The following is a 23747-nucleotide window of genomic DNA, read 5'->3' on the forward strand; positions in this document are numbered from 1 at the left end:
GCTCCTTAGTTGCCCAGCCCGGCGGGATTGATTTCAGAACGATCGATCTTCTCAACACCTTCACCCCAGCGGTTCAGCACCTTCTGATAGTCACCGTTGTTGATCACGCCGTTCAGCGCGGTGCTGATCGGTTCCGCCAGACCGCTGCCTTTCTTCACGGTAACGGCAATGTGCGCCGCTTTGGGCCAGCCGCCATCGACGCTGCCGACCAGACGGGTTTTACCGGTCAGTGCCGCTTTCCAGGCACCAATCACATTGGGACCAAAGAAGGCATCGGCCCGGCCTGCCTGCAGCGCCAGCGTCTGTGCGGCATCATCTTTGGTATATACCGGCGTAAAGGCTTTCAGGCCTTTAGCCTGATTCTCTTTATCCCACGCCAGCAGAATCGCCTCCTGATTGGTGCCGGATCCCACAATGATCCTCAGCCCGGCAATATCTTCTGCTTTGGTCAGTGACTTTATCGGGCTGCTGGTTTTGACATAAAAGCCCAGTGAATCTTTGCGGTAGGTGGCGAAGTCGAACTTCTCTTTACGATCTTTGGTCACGGTAATGTTAGAGATCGCCGCGTCATATTTGCCCGAGGCCACGCCCAGCGGCCAGTCTTCCCATGAAGCTGGCACCACGTTGAGTTTTAATCCCAGGCTGTCAGCCACCAGCCGGGCAATATCCACTTCGCTGCCAAGCAGGGTTTTATTGTCATCGGAAAACACCGTTAACGGCGGGGAGTTCAGCGCTGCGACTGCCACGGTAAAAGAACCCGGCACCACAAAACGATGACCCGCAGGCAGCTGCGCGATCGCCTCCGGATTCTTCACGGTATTGATCGGCGCTTTGTTAGCTTCAAGGCTGACGCGCTGGCCGTTATAGGAGACGCTGGTATCTTCAGCCAGCGCATGGCTACTGGCCGCCAGAATAAGCAGGGCGATAAGACGCGATGTTTTGTTCATGGCTTGTGCTCTTATTGTGAGGTGAACTGATTAACGGGTTGTTTCAGGGCGAAGCTGTCACGAAGCGTGCTGCCCGGATAGTCGCGGCGCGTCAGGCCGCGAGCCTGCAGAATCGGCACCACACGGTCGACAAAACGTTCAAAGGTATCGGGCGTGCCGCCATTAATGATGAAGCCGTCAGTAGCCTGGGTTTCAAACCAGAGCTGCAGGCCATCCGCCACCTCTTCCGGCGTGCCGTGAAACAGCGGGCGTGGTGTTGCCGCTTCCAGCGCGGCCTGGCGCAGGGTATGTCCATGCTGCTGTGCTTTGCGTTTGATCTCGTCGGTGGTGCTGCGGAAGCTGTTCTGACCGATGTCACCGATATCCGGGAACGGCTGATCCAGCGGATACTGTGAGAAGTCGTGATGGTCGAAGAAACGCCCGAGGTAGTTAAGTGCATCGGTAATCGACACCAGCGCCGCCGTGGTCTGATACTGGCGCTCCACGTCCTCGGCATCATCGCCAACAATCACGCTGACACCCTGGAAGATGTGCAAATCGTCTGGCTGACGGCCATTCGCCACCAGTTGCTGTTTCACATCCTGGTAAAATGCCTGCGCCTCTTCACGCGTCGGCTGATGGGTGAAGATGGCGTCAGCATGACGCGCCGCCAGTTTTTTACCGTCGTCGGACGCGCCCGCCTGGAAGATAATCGGACGACCCTGCGGCGTGCGGGCGATGTTCAGCGGCCCCTGTACCTGGAAGAAATCACCGTGATGATCGAGCGTGTGCAGCTTCGCCGGATCGAAAAATTGTCCGCTCGCCTTATCACGCACAAAAGCATCCTGCTCCCACGAATCCCACAATCCTTTCACCACCTGCAGATACTCATCGGCAATGCGGTAACGCAATGCGTGCTCCGGGTGCTGCTGACGCGAGAAGTTTTTGGCCGAGCCTTCCAGCGGTGACGTCACCACGTTCCAGCCCGCACGCCCGCCGCTGAGATGATCAAGGCTGGCAAACTGACGCGCCACGGTGAAGGGCTCGCTGTAAGAGGTCGATACCGTGCCAACCAGCCCCAGATGTTCAGTGACGCCCGCCAGCGCTGAGAGCAGCGTCAGCGGCTCAAAGCGATTCAGAAAGTGCGGGATCGACTTTTCGTTAATAAACAACCCGTCGGCGACAAACAGAAAATCGAGTTTGCCCTGCTCCGCCTTGCGGGCAATTTTTTTGGCGTAATCCAGATTAATACTGGCATCGGCCTGCGCCGCCGGATGGCGCCAGGCGGACATGTTTCCCGATGCGCCATGCAGAATGGTGCCCAGCCGAAGTTGTCTTGTGGTCATGATGCTCTCTCTTTTTTTGTCGTAGCGATGCCCGACGACGGTGGTCAGAACCGTCGTGCTTTAGCGGGTTGCAGATGAATTCAGTTCAGAATGGCTTCCCGACATCGCGCGTTAAGATGTTGCAGCGCCTGGCGGGCCAGTCGGGCGAAGTAGTCGGCGGCGGGCGCAATCAGCGCCTCATCCGGGGTAAAGCTGGCATGGTGCAGACCAAAGTCACTGGCGCTGCCGATGCTGACAAACGCCCCCGGCACCTGTTGCAGATAAAAGGCAAAATCCTCCCCCAGCAGATGGAGATCGGCGGTCTGCACCCGATAGCCCGCCTGCTGCGCCACTTCGCTGCTGAAGGTCGCCCAGTGCGCATCGTTGATCAGCACTGGCGGGCCAGGATGCCAGCTCAGGGTTGCCTGCGCGCCATTGGCTTCGGCGAAGTGCTCAACCAGCGTGCGCACCCGCTGTTCCAGTTCGGCGCGCACCTGTAAATCGTGGGTTCGGGCCGTGCCGCCAAACTCAACGCCGCCGGGTAATACATTCCAGCTTTTGCCGCCGTCGATGCGGGTAATGCTCAGTACCAGACTGTCCAGGGCACTGAAGCTGCGGCTGGTGAGTCCCTGTAACGCCTGGATAATCTGGCTGGCCGTCACAATGCTGTCGACACCCTGCTCCGGATACGCGGCATGTGCGCCTTTGCCGGTGACGCGAATAATAAATTTGTCAGCATTCGCGTAGAACGCCCCGCTGCGGGTGGCAAAGGTGCCGACGGGCAGCGAAGGCTCGTTGTGCATCCCGAAGATAGCCTGCACCTTATCCAGTACGCCTGCCTCAATGAACTGACGCGCCCCGCGCGCTATCTCTTCAGCGGGCTGGAACAGGATGCGCACCCGGCCAGCTAACCGATCGGCTTGTGCGTTGAGTTGTAACGCCGCGCCCAGCATCACCGCGCTGTGCAGGTCATGACCGCAGGCGTGCATCACGCCAGGATGGCGGGAGTGAAAACGCACCCCGCTCGCCTCATGGATCGGCAGCGCATCGATGTCGGCGCGCAGCGCGATCACCGTCTCTCCGCTGCCAATTTCTGCCACCAGGCCGGTTTCCAGTGGATAGTCCAGCAGCCGGATGCCCGCCGCCTGCAACCAGCCCCGCAGTCGCGCGGTGGTGGCAAATTCCTGACCCGACAGCTCCGGCCAGGTGTGCAGTTCGCGTCGCCATTCAATCAGTTGTGACTCAGGGTTCATGATGACTCTCCACTGACGGGGATTCAGGCTGCGACCAGATGATGCGTGGCCAGCAGTTCAAGTGACTGCAGACGTGCAACCGGCTCGGTAATCGGCGTGTCGATAACAAACTCATCAATGTCAAAATTATGATGCAGCGCGTCCAGCTGGGCATGAACCTGCGCCGCCGTGCCTTTCAGAAGTGACGGCGTGCGCGGCTCAATCTGATAATCGCGGTATCCACCCTGACGCACATAGCGCTCCGCCTGCTCAAGGCTGGCGACGTTGACGCTCGGGCCATCTTTCACCGCTACATGGTAGTGACGAAGATTGGCTACCAGCAGGTCAGCCCCGGCGGGTGAGTCGGCTACCACCACCTGCACGGCAACCAGGGCGCGCTGACCCTGGCTCAGGCGGGAGTAGGTACTCAGCGCATGCTCCAGCAACTGGCGGTCGCCATTAAGGTGAGCGGCAAAGACAAACTGCCAGCCCAGACTCGCGGCCAGCCGGGCGCTCTCTTCACTGGCACCCAACAGAAAACGGTTCGCCGGACGTGACGGCAGTGGCGTGGCGGCTAAACCCTCATCGTCAGGATCAGCCTGACCGGGCTTCAGCCAGCTATCCAGCAGCTGAAGCTGTTCGGCAAAGCTCCCTTTTTTAGCGGCATCAACACCTTGTTGCAGCGCATGGGTGGAGAGTGGAAGTCCGCCCGGCGCTTTGCCCACGCCGAGGTCAATACGGCCCGGTGCCAGCGAAGCGAGCAGGTTAAAATTCTCTGCCACTTTATAAGGGCTGTAGTGCTGCAACATCACGCCGCCCGATCCGACGCGAATATGTCGTGTCTGGGCAATGATCCAGGCAATCAATACCTCAGGTGAAGGACTGGCCAGCTGCGCGGTGTTGTGATGTTCCGCCAGCCAGAAGCGGTGATAACCCCACTCCTCTGCCCGCTGCGCCATCTGCAGCGTGCGCTGCAGCGCCGCGGTGGGTGATTCACCCTGCAGCACGGGCGCTTTATCTAACAGACTTAATCGATATGCCATTCACCTGGTCCTTGTTTATTCCGGTTGCAGACCAGTGTGCTGCGCAGTCGATCATTGGTAAAACATCATATTGTTTTATGCATTATTGATTTCGTCATAATGGAGAACAGTGAGAAGTGAAAGAGGGAAAACGGGCTCTGAAACAGGTAATCAGGCAGATATTTTGCGTATAACGCTATTTGTTGCCTGATATTCAGGTGAGTAAAATCGGCGAACTGGCAAAGGTTTGCAGAAAATCGTCTTACGTATGGAGAGATGACAGCTGTTGTTAGCCGCGACTGCAGAAATTCAGACAGCCTGAATTCATGGCATTGAAATACATTCTTCACAGGATGTTGAAGCACGGGTCGCCAGATAGATAAATAAGCATATGAAGAATGCAATTGAGTCAGAGATAACTCATTGCAACTGCCAGATGATTTACAGGACCTTATACATTATCCGGAATTAAGATCCTCTACTGTAATGAGAGGTGTAAACCGGGCATGAATCTGTCTGATAGGGTCATATCCGGGCACAGCAAAGCATTGAGCCCAGAAACAAGATTATTTTTCTAAGGCCGTTGCGAATTTTGTTTCAACGGGAAAAATCGGGTGTTGATAAGCGCCACATTGACTTCACATGGAACGCCGTCGTCGAGATAAACAGTTTCATTAAGCTGAATGACAGCATCCCCTTCCGCTAAATTAAGCAGTGTAAGCGACTGTGTATCCGTAAGATTGACGGCCGTTAAATGCTGGTCCCTTAGCTGCACTTTCTTACCGGTAACTTCTTCAATGTAGGCATATTTTGACAGTTCCAGCTTGCTGAACTCCATGCTGCTAAACATATTAACCGGCAGGTGAATATGTTCCAGAGCTACCGGGATGTCATCGAAACACATCAGGCGTAAAATTTTATAGATCTGATCGCTGTTTTTAATACGCAGCGCCTGAGCGATATCAGCAGAAGGAACCTTGATTATGCTGACCGATATGATTTTCCTTACACCTTTATGACCATTTCTTTGCGCCTGATAATCAAAAGGTGAAAGCACATGATATCGGTTCGCCTGGCTACTCATTTCCGTGGAACCGACAAAAATACCCGACCCTTTAACCCGGTAAATTCTCTGCTGCTCCACCAGAATGCGTGTGGCTTCACGCACCGTTGCGCGAGTAATGCCGATACTTTTGGCAATTGATATTTCGGTATCCAGTTTCTCTCCGGGTCGAAGGCCATCATCCTTAATTTTATTGAGGATGTAATCAACAACCTCTTTTTGTTTTTCAGTAATGCCATCAACCATTGGCTTTCTTCCCGTTTGAGTGAAGGACAGACTCCCTCTAATCCGTGTCAGTACAGTTCTGCCTGACATTGCCGGATGAGTACCACTTCCGCTAGCTGAATATGTGATCAACTTATCAAATTGGCACTGATGTTAAGCCTGATAAGCAATATTTTAACTTTACATGTTGTGTCCGTACACGTCGAAGGACATCATCAGGATGACTAGACACCTTTAACATGTACAGATGTGATGACCGTTGTGAAATATAACCCCATCTGAACAATGAGAAAATATTTTTTTAATAACTACATGAAAATCATGACTTTTAAGGATGTTACCTCCTTTTACTACATTCGATTTTTGTCTCGCTCTGCTGACAGAAAGTTTATCTAAAAAAGTGATAACGGGGGTTTTGAGGGAAACTGACTGTACATACTCAGGAATTTATGAAAAATCGGAATGCATAACAGGCCCTGTTCCGGTTGAGAAAATTTTATATGAGATGGGTTATGCGTAACCGGGAGCAGGCAAACGCCACACGGTTTATGCGTTTAGTTAAATTTTATTGCGCATTTAAACAGGAGGAGTAAGACGATGTCACACCTGGCTAAGTGGTTAAATAACGAGAAAATCCAGTACGTCGAAAGCGTGACTGACTGGCAGGAAGCGTTAGTTATTGCGGGACGTCCTCTGCTCAGTGAGGGCGCAATATCGCAGGATTATATTGATGCGATTATTCAGCAAAAAGAGGAGATCGGCCCCTTTTTTGTCATCGCGCCGCAGATTGCCATGCCCCACGCACGCCCGGAACAAGGCGCACACAAACTGGGGTTGTCGATTGTGCTGCTGGGTACAGCAGTGAAATTTGACTCCGAAGAAAACGATCCGGTGAAGGCTATTTTCATGTTTGCCGCACCGGACAGTAATAGCCATATCGAAATGATCTCCCAGCTGGCGGAAGTGCTGTCCGATGAAGAGATCATGGCGCAGATATTCAATGCGAGCAGCAAAGAAGCGCTCATGACGATTTTATCAGGCGTTTAGTCTGCCCGTTGAAACGCGACTTTTAATCATTAGTTAATGAGGTTTGATATGAAAATTATGGCGGTGTGTGGTTCAGGTTTAGGCAGCAGCTTCATGATGGAAATGAACATCAAGAAAGTGCTTAAAACGATCGGTGTTGAAGCTGAAGTGGAACATTCGGATCTCGGCTCTGTCACCCCCGATGTGGCGGATGTTTTTGTTATGGCCAAAGACATTGCTTATAGCGCAAACCTTCCTGAACAGAAGGTCATCATCATTAATAACATCATTGACCTGAAAGAAGTGGAGCAGAAAATACGTGAGTATTTTGAGAAAAAGTGACGCTAATAATTAGATAAACACCTTACCCTCGAGGTTAATATGTTTACTCAAAATCTTTTGCAGTTCGTCGTCGACGTGCTGAAAGTGCCCTCTATATTAGTCGGACTGGTGGCATTTTTCGGACTGATTGCGCAGAAGAAGCCGTTTCCTGATGTTATCAAGGGCACGGTAAAAACTATTCTGGGCTTCCTGGTGCTGGCAGGCGGTGCGACCGTTCTGGTCGGTTCACTGACGCCACTGGGCGACATTTTCAAACATGCGTTTGATGTTCAGGGCATCATTCCTAATAACGAAGCGATGGTCTCTATCGCTCTGGCAAAATATGGTGCGCCTACCACGATGATCATGGCCTTCGGCATGGTCGCCAACATCGTTGTCGCCCGCTTCACCCGACTGAAATATATCTACCTCTCAGGGCATGTGACGTTTTATATGGCCTGTATGATCGCGATTATTTTATCGGTTGCCGGTTTTGAAGGTATTCAGCTTATTTACACCGGGTCACTGCTGTTGGGCATTCTGATGGCCACCTTCCCGGCAATCGCCCAGCCCTATATGCGTAAGATCATTGGTGGCGATCATGTCGCGCTGGCGCATACCGGGACAATTGGCTATGTCTTATCAGGCTGGATCGGCTCTTTGGTAGGTAAAGGATCTAAATCCACCGAAGAGATGAACATGCCAAAAAACCTCAGTTTTTTGCGCGACAGTACCATCTCAATATCTCTGACGATGATGATTATCTACTTAATCCTGTCGGTATCTGCCGGTAAAGACTATGTAGAGGCTAATTTCAGCAATGGTCAGAACTACCTGGTTTACTCCTTTATCCAGGCCATTACTTTCGCGGCGGGTGTCTTTATCATTCTGCAGGGTGTGCGCTTAATCCTGGCTGAAATTGTCCCTGCCTTTACCGGCTTTTCAGAAAAACTGGTTCCGGAAGCCAGACCGGCGCTGGATTGCCCGATTGTCTTCCCCTACGCCCCGAATGCGGTGCTGGTTGGCTTTATCTCCAGCTTTGTCGGTGGCCTGGTGGGGCTGTTTGTTCTCGGTCAGCTGCATTGGGTATTGATTCTGCCGGGTGTGGTTCCTCACTTCTTCTGTGGCGCTACGGCTGGCGTGTTTGGTAATGCGACCGGCGGCAAGCGTGGTGCGATTTGCGGTGCCTTTGCTCATGGCCTGTTAATCACCTTCCTGCCTGTCGCCCTGCTGCCGGTACTCGGACAGATAGGGCTGACCAACACCACCTTCTCGGATACCGACTTCGGCGTCACCGGCATCCTGCTGGGTAATATGGCTCACTTTATGGATAAGGGAACCATTACTATGATTATCACCGGCATTTTTGGCTTGTTAGTGATTTATAACTTTACGGCTAAAAAGAAGGTGCCTGTAGAAACGAATGCAGGGTAATAGTAACGCTTAATGGCAACCAGAAAGGGCAATGAGCGCTTTCTGGTTGTTTGCGGAATACCTTCATCATTCAGTTTCCAGAAAAAAAACCGCACTCATATAAGTTCAGGCTAAGTTATTCAGCGAATGCTTCAAACGGCAGGTTAAAACGCGCTGCCAGTCGGGCTTTATGTTTATCCGTCAAAGGACGATCACCACGCAGGATACGACTGACATAAGAACGCTGCCCTATTTCATCCGCAAAAGAGGATTGAGTCAGGCCGTGCTGATCCATGATGACTCGCAAAAGTGCTACTCCGCGCGGAATAGCATCAGTACGCGCGTTAAACGCAGCGAACTCAGGGGCGCTGTTTTCGTATCGGGCGACTTTATCAGACAGTATCTCTACTAACGGGCTGTCCGGCTGGTGCTCAACCAGATATTCAATCAGTTCCAGCGCCTGCTCGTAGTCCCTTTTATCGGTACTGCCTCCCAGAAAGGGAACAATTCTGACCAGGTCATTGGTCGCCTGGATTGCTTCGGTAATCATTCTTTACTCTCCCGGTACTTCTTCACCAGCTTGTCATATTCCGCATGCGTCACGATGTGTTTGATAAAAATTTTGCCGCGATCAAAGTCAGCATAAAACATGATTCTCAGGCTGTTTCCGCCCACATCGATTACCCACCACTTTTCCCGGTACTTCATGCGGTCAAGGCTCTGAAAGCGAATTTTCAGCGCATCTGGCGTGGCAAAGTTTTCGTCCCTTAGGACCAGATAAGCCGCATCCAGTGCGGAGGCATGATTTGGATAAATTATTGCCGCTTCCCTGAACGGCCCTCTTGAGATGATATGCATTTTTCTCTCAAACTTTCCATGTTGGAAACATTCTAACCCACAAAGCTAATGTTTCCAACATGGAACACACGCAGATGAGTTCTGAATGAATTGCTGGCGCTAAACCGCGTAAAAAAAGGATTATTCCGATCCAGAAAAGTGATCAACATCACATTTTCAACATTAGACATATTAATAAATAAAATTTAACAACAAAACATTTGAATGATAATGATTAACATTTACACTCTCATCCGCATATAACAAAGCGTTTAACGCTGCCAAATCCACAAATAATATGCGGTATTTACTCTTTTTAAGGTGAAAACACTAATCCATTTAATGGTCAGGGTTTTTATCTGGTTAGTTAGTTTTATGTTTACTGGAGTTGTTGAGCGGACATCCAACGCTGCTGACCTTACGTCGGCAGGGTCACTGGTATTAACGCACAGGAACTGAACATGCTTTTACGCTCATCCACTCAGGCGGCACAGGATCTCGCGCCAGCATCCAATGCCAGCGGTGCCGAAACGGCTATTTTTAACGATCAGCAACTGGCGGCCTGGTCGCAGCAGACTCAGGAGGTGCTGGCGCTGATGACCCGTACCGTTACCGGCGTTGAGAAGCCTTTCAGCGGTATCCTGCCCCATGAACTGGCGGCGGAATTCAGTGAGGTCGATCTCGATCGTCCGCTGGGTAACAACGATGACGCCCTGACAGAGCTGAGTCAGCTCTATCTGCGTGACGCCGTCTGGTTTCACCACCCTAAATATCTGGCGCACCTGAACTGCCCGGTCGTGCTGCCCTCTCTGATGGCTGAGCAGATTATGGCGGCGGTGAATAGCTCGGTCGACACCTGGGATCAGAGCGCAGGCGGTACGCTGATTGAGCAGAAGGTGATCGACTGGACGCTTGGCCGCATCGGCCTGCCTGCCGGATCTGATGGGATCTTCACCAGCGGTGGCACCCAATCCAACCTGATGGCAATGCTGCTGGCGCGTGATAGCTGGTGCGCGGCACATCATCCGGGGCATCTGATTAAGCATCGCGGCCTGCCTGAGACCGCGTCGAAATGGCGAGTGTTTACCTCAAAACTCAGCCACTTCAGCATCCAGAAATCGATGGCGATTTTAGGGCTGGGCTATGACGCAGTTATCGCCGTTGATCACGACGCCCACTACCGTATGGACGCAGCGTGCCTGGCTAAGGAGATCGAGAAATGTCGCAGTGAAGGGCTGATCCCGATTGCTGTGGTTGCCACCAGCGGCACCACGGACTTTGGCAGCATCGATCCGCTGCCGGAGATTGCCCGTCTTTGTGACAATTATGGTTTGTGGATGCACGTTGACGCCGCTTACGGCTGTGGGCTGCTGGTCTCAGAGAATCATCGCTCACGCCTGAATGGCATTGAACGGGCTGATTCCGTCACCGTCGATTATCACAAATCTTTCTTCCAGACCGTCAGCTGCGGTGCGTTCTTTGTGCGGGACAGCCACAATCTGAAGCATGTCACGCACCATGCAGATTACCTGAATCCGCTCAGCGCCCAGCAGGAAGGCACACCGAATCTGGTCAACAAAAGCATTCAGACCACCCGCCGATTTGATGCGTTGAAAATGTGGCTGACCCTGCGCGTGATGGGTCCGGCGGCGCTGGGAGACGCTTTCGATACGCTGATAGAGCTGACACAGGCGGCTCATGAGCGGTTAACTGCGCATCCTGCTATCGAAGTGCTGCACGCGCCTGAGCTGACCACCCAGATTTTCCGCTACGTGCCCGGCAAAAACGCCAGCGACGCACAGATCGACGAAATCAACGCCGCTATCCGTAAAGCGCTCTTCCGCTCCGGCAACGCAGTGATTGCCGGAACCAAAGTCGATGGGCGTCAGTACCTGAAATTCACCCTGTTAAATCCCACCACGACCATCGCCGACATCGAAGATGTGCTGAGCCTGATCGCGCACTATGGCCGCGAGCAGGTACGTGCGTCTGCGCTGAACGCGGCGAAACAGTGAGAGCTCTGAAATGAATAATTCCGTTTACGATTTTATTGGTATCGGTATCGGCCCTTTCAACCTGAGTCTGGCCTGTCTGAGTGAGCCGGTTGAGGGACTGAACGGTCTTTTCCTGGATGAGAACCCGGGCTTTGACTGGCACACCGGCATGATGCTGGAAAATGCCCATCTGCAGACGCCGTTTATGGCCGATCTGGTGACACTCGCCGATCCGACCAGCCCTTACAGCCTGCTTAACTACATGAAGGAAAAGGGGAAATTATACTCTTTTTATATCCGTGAAGACTTCTTCCTGATGCGCAAAGAGTATAATCAGTACTGCCAGTGGGCCAGTTCGCGGCTCTCTAATCTGCGCTGGAACAGCCACGTTGAGTATGTCAGCTACGATGAGGCGGCTGGCGTCTATCAACTCCAGGTCACCAACACCCGGAATGGTCAGAAACAGAACTATCTGGCACGACATCTGATCCTCGGCACCGGGCCAAAAGCCTGGATGCCGGAGTGCAGCCAGCCGCACCGCCAGCGCCTGACGCACTCAAGCCACTATCTGGTCAACAAAGCGGAACTGCAGCAGAAGCGTTCCATCACCGTGCTGGGCAGCGGCCAGAGCGCGGCAGAAATCTACTACGACCTGCTGACCGATATCGACCGCTTTGGCTATCAGCTCAACTGGATCACCCGCGCGCCGCGCTTCTATCCGCTGGAGTACACTAAGCTCACGCTGGAGATGACCTCGCCGGAGTGGGTCGACTATTTCCACGCGCTGCCCGCCAGCACCCGCGACGAACTGAATGCGCGCCACAAGAATCTCTACAAAGGCATCAACAGCAGCCTGATTAACGACATTTATGACCTGATGTATGTAAAACAGCTCGACGGCGATCTGAACGTTAACCTGTTTACTCACTCGGCGCTGACCGCTATGCGCTGGCTGCCACAGGGAGAGTTCGAGCTGACGCTGTATCAGGAGGAGCAGGATTGCACCTTCACCCGTCGCACCGAAGGACTGGTGATGGCGACCGGCTATCACTACCAGCCACCGATGTTTTTAGAGGGCATCAACGCCCGCCTGCGCTGGGATGACAAAGGCCGCTACGACGTGCAGCGCAACTACAGCATCGATTATCACAATCAGATCTTCGTGCAGAACGCCGAACTGCACACCCATGGCTTTGTTACGCCGGATCTCGGCATGGCCTGCTACCGCAACTCGGTGCTGCTGCGCGAACTGACCGGACGCGAGGTCTACCCGATCGAGCGTCAGATTGCCTTCCAGACCTTCCCGGCTAAATCGGAGCACTGAGATGAGTTCACAAACACTGTTCAGCGCCGCCCGCCCCGCAGGCCAGTTCACCCTGAGGCCCATGCTCGCCAGCGATGCGCCGCTGATTCATAGCTGGGTCACCCGCGATTACGCCCGCTTCTGGGGCATGCAGCAGCAGAGCCTGAATCAGGTCGCTGAGTTCTACCAGACGCTGACTGCAGCCGATCCCCATGCTGCGCTGATTGGTTGCTGCAACGACCAGCCGGTCTGCCTGATTGAGTGCTATCGCGCCTGCGACGATGAGGTCGGCAAATTTTATCCTGCCGCACCCGATGATTACGGCATGCATATTCTGATAGCCCCCGCCAGCCAGCCGATCAGAGCCTTCAGCTGGCAGGTCTTCACGCTGGTGATGGACTACATGTTCAGCCGCCCCGAGGTGCGCCGCGTGGTGGTAGAGCCAGATGTGCGCAATGAGAAGATTCACGTGCTGAATAAGCGTGCCGGGTTCCGCTATCAGCACACCATCGACATGGGTCATAAAACCGCCTGGCTGGCCTTTTGCCAGCGGGAAGATTATCAACACGCGTTACTGCAGGAGTCGCAGACTATGAACACCCCCTCTTCGCTGATGAACGGTACACATCTGACGGGCGACCAATGGGCGCAGGCAAACCGCATGCTGATCCGTAAAGCGATTGCCGAGTTCGCGCATGAGAAAATCATTACGCCACAGGAGTCGGGCGACGGCAGCTATCAGCTTGCGGTGCCAGGCGGTGAAGCGAGCTACCATTTCCGGGCGTCGCGGCTGGCGCTGGATCACTGGGAAATTGACGCCGGCTCACTGCGCAAGCAGGAGAACGGTCGTGATCTGCCGCTGGATGCGCTGAAGTTTATCGTGGAGTTTAACGGGGAGATCGGTATTACACAGGCACTGCTGGCGACCTACATGGAAGAGATCAGCAGCACGCTGTGCAGTAGCGTTTATAAGCTGCAGAAGAATAATCCTGACAGCCAGGCGCTGGTCTCAGCCGATTTCCAGACGGTGGAAGCGGCGATGACCGAAGGCCATCCCTGCTTTGTTGCCAACAACGGGCGTATTGGCTTCGATGCCCATGATTATCTGGCGTATGCGCCCGAGGCCGCCGCGCCCGTTCACCTCATCTGGGTCGCGGTTCATCGCCGCAACGCCCATTTCTCCAGCCTCAGCGAGCTGAGCTATGAGCAGTTGATGCGTGATGAACTGGGCGACACCACCCTGGAGCAGTTTACTGCGCAGCTGGTGAATAAAGGGCTGGCGGTTGAGGAGTATATCCTGATGCCGGTGCATCCGTGGCAGTGGCAGAACAAACTGCTGACCGTATTTGCGGCGGACATCGCCAGTCACGATATTGTTTATCTCGGCACCGGAGACGATGCTTACCAGGCGCAGCAGTCGATCCGCACCTTCTTTAACCGCAGCCAGCCCACGAAGCGCTACGTGAAAACCGCCCTGTCGGTGCTGAACATGGGCTTTATGCGCGGACTGTCCCCCTACTATATGGCGACAACGCCTGCGATAAACGGCTGGCTGGAACAACTGGTTGCTGGCGATGCGTGGCTGAATCGCTGTGATTTCCGCATCCTGCGCGAAGTCGCGGCGGTCGGCTATCACAACCGCTACTATGAGCAGGCGATCAAAGGCGACTCCGCCTATAAAAAGATGTTCGCTGCGCTGTGGCGGGATAATCCTGCGGCCAGCCTGCAGCCCGGCCAGCGTCTGATGACCATGGCCTCTTTCCTGCACGTCGATCACCATCAGCAGGCACTGCTGCCAGCGCTGATAGCGGATTCTGGTTTGCCCGCGAAGCAGTGGATAGAACGCTACCTGACCTGCTATCTCAGCCCGCTGCTGCACTGCTTCTATCAGCATGACCTGGTGTTTATGCCGCACGGTGAAAACCTCATCATGCTGCTGGAGAACAACGTGCCGGTCAGTGCATACATGAAGGATATCGGCGAAGAGATCGCCGTGATGAATCCGGATGCGGTGCTGCCGGAAGGCGTGCAGCGTCTGGCGGTGGATGTGCCGGAGAACCTGAAGCTGCTCTCGATCTTCACCGATGTGTTTGACTGCATCTTCCGCTTTATCAGCGCGATTCTGCATCAGTCAGGAACGCTGCCGGAGGAAGAATTCTGGCAGGCGGTGGCGCAGTGCGTGAAGGATTACCAGCAGGCGCACCCGGAGCATGCCACTAAGTTCGCGCGCTATGACATGTTCGCGCCGGAGTTTACCCGCTCCTGTCTGAACCGCCTGCAGCTGGCGAATAACCAGCAGATGATAAACCTCGCCGATCCCGCTGAGAATCTCAAGTTCGCCGGAACGCTGAACAACCCGATTGCCCGCTGGCGATAAGCGTTACACCGTCACGCTGAAATTATGCGGTCACCCTGGTGGCCGCTTTTTTAATGGCTTTATCGCAGGTATCCGTAATGGTTTCTTTCGAACCGGTCGCGCAACTGACCCGACGACATCTGATCTTCCCGCTGTCGCTGGTGTTGTTTGAGTTCGCTACCTATATCGCTCACGACATGATCCAGCCCGGCATGCTGCTGGTGACTCAGGAATTTAAGGTCGGGCCGGAGTGGGTCTCTACTTCGCTCACCGCCTATCTGGCCGGTGGCATTATGCTGCAATGGCTGCTTGGCCCCCTCTCTGACCGTATCGGGCGGCGTCCGGTGCTACTTAGCGGCGTGGCCTTTTTTATGCTCTCGTGTGTGGCGACGCACTGGGTGCAAAGCATTGAGCAGTTCGTCCTGCTGCGTTTTCTGCAGGGCGTCAGCCTCTGTTTTATTGGCGCGGTAGGCTACGCGGCGGTGCAGGAGGCGTTTACGGAATCGCTCAGCATCAAAATGATGGCGCTGATGGCCAACGTCGCCCTGCTGGCCCCGCTGGCCGGTCCGATGGCGGGCGCGGCTTTTCTTACCGTAGGTGAATGGCGCACCCTGTTCTGGCTGATTGGCGCTGTCGCGGCGCTGGCGCTGGCGGGTCTGTGGTTTGCGATGCCCGAAACCGCAGGCGACCGGCAGAAACCGCTGTCGCTGCGATCGATTATCAGCGGTTACGCGGCGTTGCTGAAGGATCGTCAGGTGATGCGTGGCTCGCTGGCCATCGGACTGGTCACTGTGCCCTGCATCGCATGGGTCGCATTGTCGCCGGTGATTTTAATTCACGATGCGGGACTCAGCCGCATCGACTATGCGTTATTACAGCTGCCGGTCTTCGCCGCCATGATTGCGGGCAACCTGACGCTGGGACGCTTATCCAGCCGTCTGCCCATTGAACAGCCGTTACGGCTCGGTGCCTGGCCGGTGGTCTGCGGGCTGGCAATCGCAGTAACCGCTACCGTGCTAAATCCGCAAAGCTATCTGTGGCTGACTGCCGGAATTAGCCTCTACGGCTTCGGTGCCGGGCTGGTCAGTGCCGGACTTTATCGCATGACGCTTTTTTCCAGCAGCGCCGGAAAAGGCAGCGTGGCGGCGATGCTCGGCATGGTGAGTATTCTGATTATTGCGCTGGGCATTGAAGCAGCCAAAACCGCGTATTTTAGTTACGGCACCGGCGGCTTCAGTGTGGTGAACCTGATCTGCGGTCTGCTGTGGCTGGTTCTGGTCAGCGCTTTTCTGCGTGCAGGCCAGCGGAAATTGTGCGCGGAATAGCGGACCCTTATGAATCCGCTGTGTGCCGTTGATAAAATATAACCCGGCAGGATGGCAGAAATTTATTTGCCATCCTGCAACTGAAATAAAGAGATTACATCCCGCCCAATCCCGCATTTATTTTTTTCAGATAAGCTTTGACCAAATCGTTACTTTATCTGTGTGTTGCGTCATTCGATGATGATTCCGCCTGCTGAGGCAATTGATAACAAAGGAATTCACCATGAAGACGTTATTTCCCCTTAAACCACGCGCACAAACGCTGGTTTTTACTTTACTTGCCGGGACTCTGACCTTTAACGCGGGGGCTGCACCGGTCAAAGGCGGTACGCTGATTTATCTTGAACAGCAGGCACATACCAACCTCTATCCGCCTGCCGGTGGCTTTTACCCTAATGGCGGCATTCTCAATCAGATCACCGATAAATTAACCTGGCAGAATCCCGAAACGCTGCAGGTTGAACCCTGGATTGCAGAAAGCTGGACTACCAACGCCGACAAAACCGAATACACCTTTAAATTACGGCCTGGCGTGACTTTTTCCGATGGCACACCATTAGATGCGAACGCGGTGGCGAAAAACTTTGATACCTACGGGCTGGGAAATAAAGCGCTGCGCCTGCCGGTATCGGAAGTGATTAATAACTATGAACGCAGCGAGGTGATCGACCCGCTGACGGTGAAATTCTATTTCAAAAAACCCTCGCCCGGATTTTTACAGGGCACCGCCACCATTGGCTCTGGCCTGGTCTCGCTGAGTACCCTGGCGCGCAGTTTCGATCAGCTGGGCGATGCCCGTCACATTATCGGCTCCGGCCCGTTTGTAGTTAGTGATGAGAAGCTCGGTCGGGAGGTGGATCTGGTAGCGCGTAAAGATTATCAGTGGGGACCGAAAAACATTCAGCAGCAAGGCCCGGCCAATCTGGATGCGATAAAAGTGATCGTGACGCCGGAAGACAGCGTGCGCATCGGTGCACTGCTGGCGGGCCAGGCAGGCCTGATCCGCCAGGTGCAGGCCTACGACGAGAAGCAGGCTAAAGATCAGAACTTCCCGGTTTATGCCGCGCCGACCCGTGGTGTAAACGACAGCCTCAGCTTCCGTCCGGATAATCCGCTGGTCAGCGATATCCGGGTGCGTCAGGCGCTGCTGCACGCCACCAATGCGAAACAGGTGGTTGATACGCTCTTCTCGCCGAACTATCCGCAGGCAACCTCGGTCGTGGCCACCACCGCCGCCGGCTACGTCAATCTGGCGGACAAACTCACTTTTGATCTGACAAAAGCGAAGGCACTGCTGGACCAGGCGGGCTGGCAACCGGGTGCCGATGGCATCCGTGAAAAAGCAGGCCAGCGACTGGCGCTAACCGTCTATGAATCACTGCCGCAGCCGCAAAACAAAGAGGTGCTGCAACTGGTGGCACAGCAGTGGCGCCAGGCGGGCGTCGCCCTCAGCGTTAAAGCGGGCGATGCCGGCAGCAAAACGCTGGATAATCTCGACCCCCTTAAGACCCCGCTGAACGTCACCGAAGTCGGCCGCGCCGATCCCGACGTGATCAAAAGCAGTTTCTATCCGGCTAACCGCGACAACCTGCTGCAGAAAGGCGGCTCCAGCGACAAAGTGAAAAACTTCCGTGATGACAAGCTGAACCAGCTGCTGGTCGCCATCTCCGCTGAAGTTGACCCGGCAAAACGATTACAGCTGACCGGTGACGTTCAGCGGTATCTGCTGGACCAGGCCTATGTGATTCCGATCTTCGAAGAGCCGCAGGTCTATGCCGGTGCGCCCTGGCTGAAAGGGGTCAGTTTTGAAGCGGTAGGCCGTCCGGCACTCTATGGCGCCTGGCTGGAAAAACAGTAACCGGAGGTGAGGATGCGTCATTATCTGCTGCAACGTGCTGGCCTGGGTGTATTGGTCCTGTGGGCCGCGTTTACCCTGTCGTTTGTGCTGCTACAGGTGCTGCCAGGCGATGCGGTCCTGATCAAGTTTCAGAATCCGGATCTCGGCCTGAGTCCGCAGCAGATTGCTGAGATGCGTCAGGCCTATGGCGCGGACAGCCCGCTGTGGCAGCAATATCTGCACACGCTGGTGGCGATACTGCACGGCGACTTCGGCTATTCGGTGCAGGCGGGCGTGCCGGTCAGTGAACTGCTGACCAGCAATCTGCCTGGCACGCTGCGACTGGCCCTGTGCGGCTTTTTGCTGGCGACACTGCTGGCATTCGTGCTGGCGACACTGTCGCGGCTGCCTGCCCTGCGCGGCCTGCGTAATCTGCTGCAGTCACTGCCCGCGCTGTTTATCTCAGTGCCGACCTTCTGGCTCGGCATAGCCCTGATTCAGCTCTTCTCATTCCAGCTGCGCTGGATCCCGGTAATCAATCCCTCACCGTGGCAGGGACTGATTCTGCCCATCATTACGGTCGCCGTTCCGATCTCAGCGCCGCTGGCTCAGATTCTGTTGCGCAGCATCGATGAGGTTGCAACCCGGCCTTTTGTGGCGGTGGCGCGCGCCAAAGGGGCCAGCGAGCACTACGTGCTGTGGCGGCACATCCTGCGCAACGCCATGCTGCCGGTGCTCACCGTGGCGGGCTTGCTGCTGGGAGAACTGATTGCCGGTGCGCTGATTACCGAAACGGTGTTTGGCCTGGGTGGTCTGGGACAGCTGACGCAGCAGGCGGTGAACAATCAGGATGTGGCGGTGTTGCAGGCGGTGGTGATGATCTCCGCGCTGGGTTTTGTGGTGATCAACCTGCTGGTGGATCTGCTGATGCCGCTGTTTGACCCGCGCTTACAGCTGTTACGAGGTGCAACATGAGTCTGGTTGATTACGCTGCCGCGCGGCAACCCGTGGCGGCAAAGAGGCGCACTTTACGGTTTTCGCCGGGCCTGTGGATCGCCGTTTCAGTCATGCTGCTGGCCGTACTGGCGGCCCTGTTCCCGGCCCTCTTTACCCAGGCCAGCCCGATTGAAGGCGTTGCGGGTGCACAGCGACTCGCACCGCAGGCCGGACACTGGCTCGGCACCGATCAGCTTGGCCGCGATCTCTTTGCCCGCATCGTTTACGGCGCGTCACATTCACTCTCCGCCGCCGTCATGGCGGTGGCGATCGGACTGCTGGCTGGTACCGCGCTGGGTCTGGTGGCAGGAGCTATCGGCGGCAAAACTGAATCAATTGTGATGCGCGCAGTGGATGTCCTGCTGGCGATTCCGGCGTTGCTGCTCTCTCTGAGCGTGCTGATTTTACTCGGCTTCGGCACCCTGAATGCCGCATTAGCGGTGGGCATTGCCTCCATCGCCAGCTTCGCCCGACTGGCATGCGCCGAAGTGGTGCGCATTCGTCACAGTGAGTATGTCGAAGCGGCTTACGGCAGCGGCGGCCGCTTTTTCAGCGTGCTGTGGCGTCACATTCTGCCCAATGCGCTGACGCCGGTGATCGCCTATGCCGCCCTGCAATTTGGTCAGGCGATTCTGGCGCTGTCGACTCTGAGTTTCCTTGGCTACGGCACCCCGCCGCCGGTGCCGGAATGGGGTCTGTTAATCGCTGAAGGGCGTAATTATCTGGCTACCGCCTGGTGGCTGACCACTTTTCCTGGTGTGGTGGTGGTCGCTGTGGTGCTCGCAGCCAACCGCATCAGCCAGCAACTTTCAGGAGGACGCCGATGAGCGCTCAGCCGTTACTCGCGGTCAACAATCTGACGCTAAGCTATCGCAGCGGCAACCGTTGGCAGCCGGTGGTACATAATGTCAGCTTCGAGCTGCAGCCCGGTGAGATGGTGGCGCTGGTCGGGGAGTCCGGCTCCGGTAAAACCACTACCGCACAGGCGATAATGGGTCTGATGGCGGAAAATGGCCGCCGCGAAGGGGGCGAAATCCTGCTCAACGGCGTGGATATCAGTCAGTGGTCGCAAAAGCGCTTCGATACCCTGCGCGGGGCGCGCATCAGTCTGGTGCCGCAGGATCCCGGTAATTCACTGAACCCGGTGAAAACGGTCGGCGAACAGGTGGAAGAGATCCTGCGACTGCACCTGAAATTACCGTCAGCGCAGCGCCAGCAGCGGGTGGTTGACCTGCTGAATCGCGTCGGCCTTAGCCATCCGGAACAGCGGGTTAAGCAGTATCCGCATCAGCTGTCGGGTGGCATGAAGCAGCGGGTATTGATCGCCATTGCTCTCGCCCTGCAGCCGGAGATCATTATTGCGGATGAGCCGACCAGCGCGCTGGATGTCACGGTGCAAAAGCGCATTCTCGATCTGCTGGACAACCTGCGGCAGGAATCCCGCACCGCCGTGCTGTTTGTCACCCACGACCTGGCGCTGGCGGCGCAACGCGCAGATCGTATTATCGTGTTTCGTCACGGCGAGATTCAGGAATCGGGCCGCACTGAACAGGTTATCAGCGCGCCTGCTCATCCTTATACCCGTCAGTTACTGAATGATGCGGCACCACAGCGACCCGCCAGAGTTAAATCTGCAACCGCCCGTTTTTCTGCCCCCGCCATCCGGGCAACCGGCGTGATGAAAAGCTTTTCGCTGGGCAAACAGCAGCGTTTGCAGGCGCTGAACCAGGTCAGCTTTCAGGTGGCGCGCGGCACTACCCATGCACTGGTAGGCGAATCCGGCTCAGGCAAAACCACGCTGGCGCGCATCGTTATGGGTTTTGAAACCGCAGACAGCGGCGAGGTGACGCTGGATGGCATCGTGGTCAACGGATTACGCGGCGAGGCGCTGCGTCAGCTGCGGCGGAAGATCCAGTTTGTCTATCAGAACCCATTTGCCTCGCTCGATCCGCGTCAGACGCTATATGCAATTATTGAAGAGCCACTGCGTAATTTTGAGCGACTGAGCCGCAGTCAGCGCCGTGAGCGCGTAGAAGGGATGACCACGCGGGTGGCGCTGCCGCTCTCTCTTCTGTCACGTCAACCTCACGAACTTTCCGGCGGTCAGCGGCAGCGTGTGGCTCTTGCCCGGGCACTGATCTGCAAGCCGGAGATTCTGGTACTGGATGAGGCGACCTCGGCGCTGGATGTCACGGTGCAGGCGCAAATCCTCGACCTGTTGCAACAGCTTCAGGCCGAACTGGGTCTGACCTATCTGTTTATCACGCACGACCTGGCGACGGTGCGACAGATTGCCGACAGCGTCACGGTGTTAAAAGCGGGCGAAGTCGCAGAGCAAGGTGACGTTGTCACGATTTTCAGTGCGCCACAGCATCCTTATACCCGGGAATTAATGGCTGCCATTCCTCCGCTTATTCCCTTAACCCACAAGGAGTCAGCATGAGCCGACGTCTCGGATTTTTTACCCGGCTGCTGGATAAGGTGCCGGCGAAACAGCGCTATCAGCTGGCCACCGAACAGATCCAGCATGCCGAACGCTGCGGATTTGATAATGCGTGGATTGCTCAGCACCATTTTCATCAGGATGAGGGTGGTCTGCCGTCGCCGCTGCTCTTCCTGGCGCATGTCGCCGCGCAGACCCGCACCATCCGGCTCGGCACCGCCATCATCACCCTGCCAATGGAAAATGCGCTGCGGGTGGCTGAAGATGCCGCAGTACTGGATCTGCTGGCAGATGGGCGGCTGGAGATCGGGCTGGGCTCCGGTGGCACGCCGGATTCGTTTTTGCCGTTTGGTCTGACCTTTGCCGAGCGCGGTGCCGCTTTTGCCGACCATCTGCATACGCTGCTCAGTGCCTGGCGCGGGGATTCACTGGGGCATCCTGATAATCATCTCTATCCCGCCGCGCCGCAGCTTGCCGGACGGGTGTGGATCGCCACCTTCTCGGTTGAGGGCGCGATCCGTGCCGCTCAGGGCGGCCATGGCCTGATGCTGTCCCGCACCCAGCCGCGTCCGGCGGGCCAGCCTGAGCTGCCGCTGGATGCATTGCAGAATCCGCTGATCGATGCCTATCTTGCGGCACTTCCTGCGGGAACCACTCCGCGCATCCTCGCCTCCCGTACCGCATTCGTGGCCGATTCTGACCGCTATGCCCGTCAGGTAGCTGAACCGGGAATTCGTCAGCAGGCTGCGCAGTATCGTGGCGAATTACGCGGTGAACGCTTTGATGACCTGCTGGCGCAGTTTGATGCCCATGTTGGCGGCATCGATCAGGTGCAGCACTCGCTGGCGCAGGACAGCACACTGGCGCGCGTCACCGACATCTCATTTCAGGTGCATTCGGTTGAGCCTTCGCATGCCGACACGCTGCGCTCGATTGAACTGATTGCCCAACATCTTGCGCCCGCGCTTCGTGCCGCTGGCGAACCTCACAGGAGAATTTCATGAATCAACCTGACGATTTGATCGCCACACTGGCAGATATCAATCCCGATTCCGAACTGGCCCATGCGCGCCAGACACGTCACGCCGCCACACAACATGCTCAGGGTAGCTACACCCTGTTGTTTAGCCAGGGTGATGAAGATTTTCCGCTGGCGGAGCGCCGTCTGCTGGCCGCACAGGTTGCCGGCTGGCATGCACAACCCGGCCTGCAGGCGCACTACCAGCCACAGGAGAGTCTGGCCGGGAGTGATCGGATCAACGCGGCACAGGCTTTTGCCCATCGCCTGACCTTTGAGCCGGTTACTGCTGCTCCCGCGCATCTGGAGGCTTTAAAACAGTCGGGCTGGAGCCTGCGCGGCATTGTCACACTGGCACAGCTGGTGGCATTTGTCAGTTTTCAGAGCCGGTTGCTGACGGGTCTGCGCAGCTTACAGGGCGATGAGGCGTCGGGTGAGGTTGCCCCGGTAGTCGCCGGTCACTGGCACGAGGCCTTACATACCGCCAGCGGCAAAACTGCCCTGACCGCGTTTACGCAACAGGAACTCGGCTGGGAGCCATGGCTGCCGGCAAAGCCGCTGACGGAATTCAGCGAGGAAGAGCAGGCGACACTGGCAAAATTCGGTCACACCGACTCCGACTATTTTCGCCTGCTGGCGCGCAATCTGCCGTTGCTGGAGCAGCGCACCCTGACCGATAAAGGCATTTTTTATACCGCAGGAGGGCTGCCACGCGCCGAGCGCGAACTGGCTGCCACCGTGGTAAGTAAGGTCAACGGCTGCATTTACTGCGTCTCAGTCCATGCGCGTAAAGCCAGCCAGCTCTCAAAGCAGGATGAAGCGGTACAGAAGCTGCTGAATGTTGCACCCGGCGCGGTGTTATCTCACGGACACGCCGCGCGCTGGCAGGCGATCATCGAATTCTCAGCAGCGCTGTCGCTGACCCCTGCCCAGCCGACACAGTCCCAGCTCTCTGCACTGCGTGAACAGGGTCTGGATACGCTCGCCCTGCTCGATCTGATTCAATCAACCGCCTTTTTTGCCTGGGCTAATCGCCTGATGCTGACGCTGGGCGAACCTTTTCTGCCGGAACAACAGGGATAATC

At 55.8% G+C, this 23747-nt stretch carries 20 protein-coding genes; 13 read left to right on the forward strand and 7 right to left on the reverse strand.

Annotation, left to right across the window (positions count from 1 at the left end; all coding sequences use genetic code 11):
• Nucleotides 1-5: 5 nt before the first annotated feature.
• The 5 genes from ACMGGP_RS22650 to ACMGGP_RS22670 form a co-directional block, all read right to left on the reverse strand.
• Nucleotides 6-947, reverse strand: a complete 942-nt coding sequence (locus ACMGGP_RS22650) for an ABC transporter substrate-binding protein (protein WP_498798940.1) — start codon at nt 945-947, stop codon at nt 6-8.
• Between the two features lie 11 nt (nt 948-958).
• Complete coding sequence (locus tag ACMGGP_RS22655) at nt 959-2272, reverse strand: LLM class flavin-dependent oxidoreductase (RefSeq protein ID WP_022624348.1); 1314 nt, start codon at nt 2270-2272, stop codon at nt 959-961.
• An 80-nt stretch (nt 2273-2352) separates the two neighbouring features.
• Complete coding sequence (locus tag ACMGGP_RS22660; protein WP_033768958.1) at nt 2353-3504, reverse strand: amidohydrolase; 1152 nt, start codon at nt 3502-3504, stop codon at nt 2353-2355.
• A 23-nt stretch (nt 3505-3527) separates the two neighbouring features.
• Nucleotides 3528-4526, reverse strand: a complete 999-nt coding sequence (locus ACMGGP_RS22665) for an MsnO8 family LLM class oxidoreductase (RefSeq protein WP_033780263.1) — start codon at nt 4524-4526, stop codon at nt 3528-3530.
• A 553-nt stretch (nt 4527-5079) separates the two neighbouring features.
• Nucleotides 5080-5814 carry a GntR family transcriptional regulator gene (locus tag ACMGGP_RS22670; protein WP_010247068.1) on the reverse strand — a complete coding sequence of 245 codons (735 nt, stop codon included), beginning with the start codon at nt 5812-5814 and terminating at the stop codon, nt 5080-5082.
• A gap of 576 nt (nt 5815-6390) precedes the next feature.
• On the opposite strand from ACMGGP_RS22670, the gene ACMGGP_RS22675 reads away from it, so the two are divergent.
• The 3 genes from ACMGGP_RS22675 to ulaA are packed head-to-tail and all read left to right on the forward strand — an operon-like array spanning nt 6391 to nt 8574.
• Nucleotides 6391-6840 (forward strand): PTS sugar transporter subunit IIA, encoded by a 450-nt coding sequence (locus tag ACMGGP_RS22675; protein ID WP_010247067.1) that lies wholly within the window; start codon nt 6391-6393, stop codon nt 6838-6840.
• 48 nt (nt 6841-6888) lie between these two features.
• Complete coding sequence (locus ACMGGP_RS22680; RefSeq protein WP_010247066.1) at nt 6889-7161, forward strand: PTS sugar transporter subunit IIB; 273 nt, start codon at nt 6889-6891, stop codon at nt 7159-7161.
• A 39-nt stretch (nt 7162-7200) separates the two neighbouring features.
• The gene (gene ulaA / locus ACMGGP_RS22685) at nt 7201-8574 is read left to right on the forward strand and encodes a PTS ascorbate transporter subunit IIC (protein ID WP_033773374.1); all 1374 of its coding nucleotides are present in this window, start codon (nt 7201-7203) and stop codon (nt 8572-8574) included.
• A 115-nt stretch (nt 8575-8689) separates the two neighbouring features.
• On the opposite strand, the gene ACMGGP_RS22690 is transcribed toward ulaA, so the two are convergent.
• A complete protein-coding gene (locus ACMGGP_RS22690) occupies nt 8690-9103 on the reverse strand; it encodes a helix-turn-helix domain-containing protein (RefSeq protein WP_498798941.1) in 414 nt (137 codons plus the stop codon).
• Nucleotides 9100-9411, reverse strand: coding sequence for a type II toxin-antitoxin system HigB family toxin (locus ACMGGP_RS22695; RefSeq protein ID WP_010247063.1), 312 nt, complete (start codon nt 9409-9411; stop codon nt 9100-9102). Before ACMGGP_RS22695 ends, ACMGGP_RS22690 begins: the two co-directional genes overlap by 4 nt.
• Nucleotides 9412-9851: 440 nt before the next feature.
• Between ACMGGP_RS22695 and ACMGGP_RS22700 the strand changes: the two genes are divergently transcribed.
• The 10 genes from ACMGGP_RS22700 (at nt 9852) to ACMGGP_RS22745 (ending at nt 23745) form a co-directional block, all read left to right on the forward strand.
• Nucleotides 9852-11405 carry a pyridoxal phosphate-dependent decarboxylase family protein gene (locus tag ACMGGP_RS22700; RefSeq protein ID WP_010670382.1) on the forward strand — a complete coding sequence of 518 codons (1554 nt, stop codon included), beginning with the start codon at nt 9852-9854 and terminating at the stop codon, nt 11403-11405.
• 10 nt (nt 11406-11415) lie between these two features.
• The gene (locus ACMGGP_RS22705; RefSeq protein WP_498798942.1) at nt 11416-12708 is read left to right on the forward strand and encodes a lysine N(6)-hydroxylase/L-ornithine N(5)-oxygenase family protein; all 1293 of its coding nucleotides are present in this window, start codon (nt 11416-11418) and stop codon (nt 12706-12708) included.
• 1 nt (nt 12709) lies between these two features.
• Nucleotides 12710-15064: a GNAT family N-acetyltransferase gene (locus ACMGGP_RS22710; RefSeq protein WP_124890596.1), complete on the forward strand. Its 2355-nt coding sequence runs from the start codon at nt 12710-12712 to the stop codon at nt 15062-15064.
• A gap of 77 nt (nt 15065-15141) precedes the next feature.
• Nucleotides 15142-16368: an MFS transporter gene (locus ACMGGP_RS22715; protein ID WP_187506785.1), complete on the forward strand. Its 1227-nt coding sequence runs from the start codon at nt 15142-15144 to the stop codon at nt 16366-16368.
• A gap of 223 nt (nt 16369-16591) precedes the next feature.
• Complete coding sequence (locus ACMGGP_RS22720; RefSeq protein WP_187506784.1) at nt 16592-18226, forward strand: TIGR04028 family ABC transporter substrate-binding protein; 1635 nt, start codon at nt 16592-16594, stop codon at nt 18224-18226.
• 12 nt (nt 18227-18238) lie between these two features.
• Entirely contained in the window at nt 18239-19180 is a 942-nt protein-coding gene (locus ACMGGP_RS22725; protein ID WP_163763416.1) for an ABC transporter permease, read from the forward strand.
• Nucleotides 19177-20028 carry an ABC transporter permease gene (locus ACMGGP_RS22730; protein ID WP_163763417.1) on the forward strand — a complete coding sequence of 284 codons (852 nt, stop codon included), beginning with the start codon at nt 19177-19179 and terminating at the stop codon, nt 20026-20028. The genes ACMGGP_RS22725 and ACMGGP_RS22730 overlap by 4 nt, the downstream gene beginning before the upstream one ends.
• Nucleotides 20025-21644 (forward strand): dipeptide ABC transporter ATP-binding protein, encoded by a 1620-nt coding sequence (locus ACMGGP_RS22735; protein WP_159226820.1) that lies wholly within the window; start codon nt 20025-20027, stop codon nt 21642-21644. The genes ACMGGP_RS22730 and ACMGGP_RS22735 overlap by 4 nt, the downstream gene beginning before the upstream one ends.
• Nucleotides 21641-22648: a putative FMN-dependent luciferase-like monooxygenase gene (locus ACMGGP_RS22740; RefSeq protein WP_010670390.1), complete on the forward strand. Its 1008-nt coding sequence runs from the start codon at nt 21641-21643 to the stop codon at nt 22646-22648. The genes ACMGGP_RS22735 and ACMGGP_RS22740 overlap by 4 nt, the downstream gene beginning before the upstream one ends.
• Nucleotides 22645-23745 carry an alkylhydroperoxidase domain protein gene (locus ACMGGP_RS22745; RefSeq protein WP_498798943.1) on the forward strand — a complete coding sequence of 367 codons (1101 nt, stop codon included), beginning with the start codon at nt 22645-22647 and terminating at the stop codon, nt 23743-23745. Before ACMGGP_RS22740 ends, ACMGGP_RS22745 begins: the two co-directional genes overlap by 4 nt.
• Nucleotides 23746-23747 lie beyond the last annotated feature (2 nt).

The sequence above is a fragment of the Curtobacterium sp. BNK-1 genome (assembly GCF_048685235.1).
In the GTDB taxonomy this organism is placed as follows: domain Bacteria; phylum Pseudomonadota; class Gammaproteobacteria; order Enterobacterales; family Enterobacteriaceae; genus Pantoea; species Pantoea agglomerans.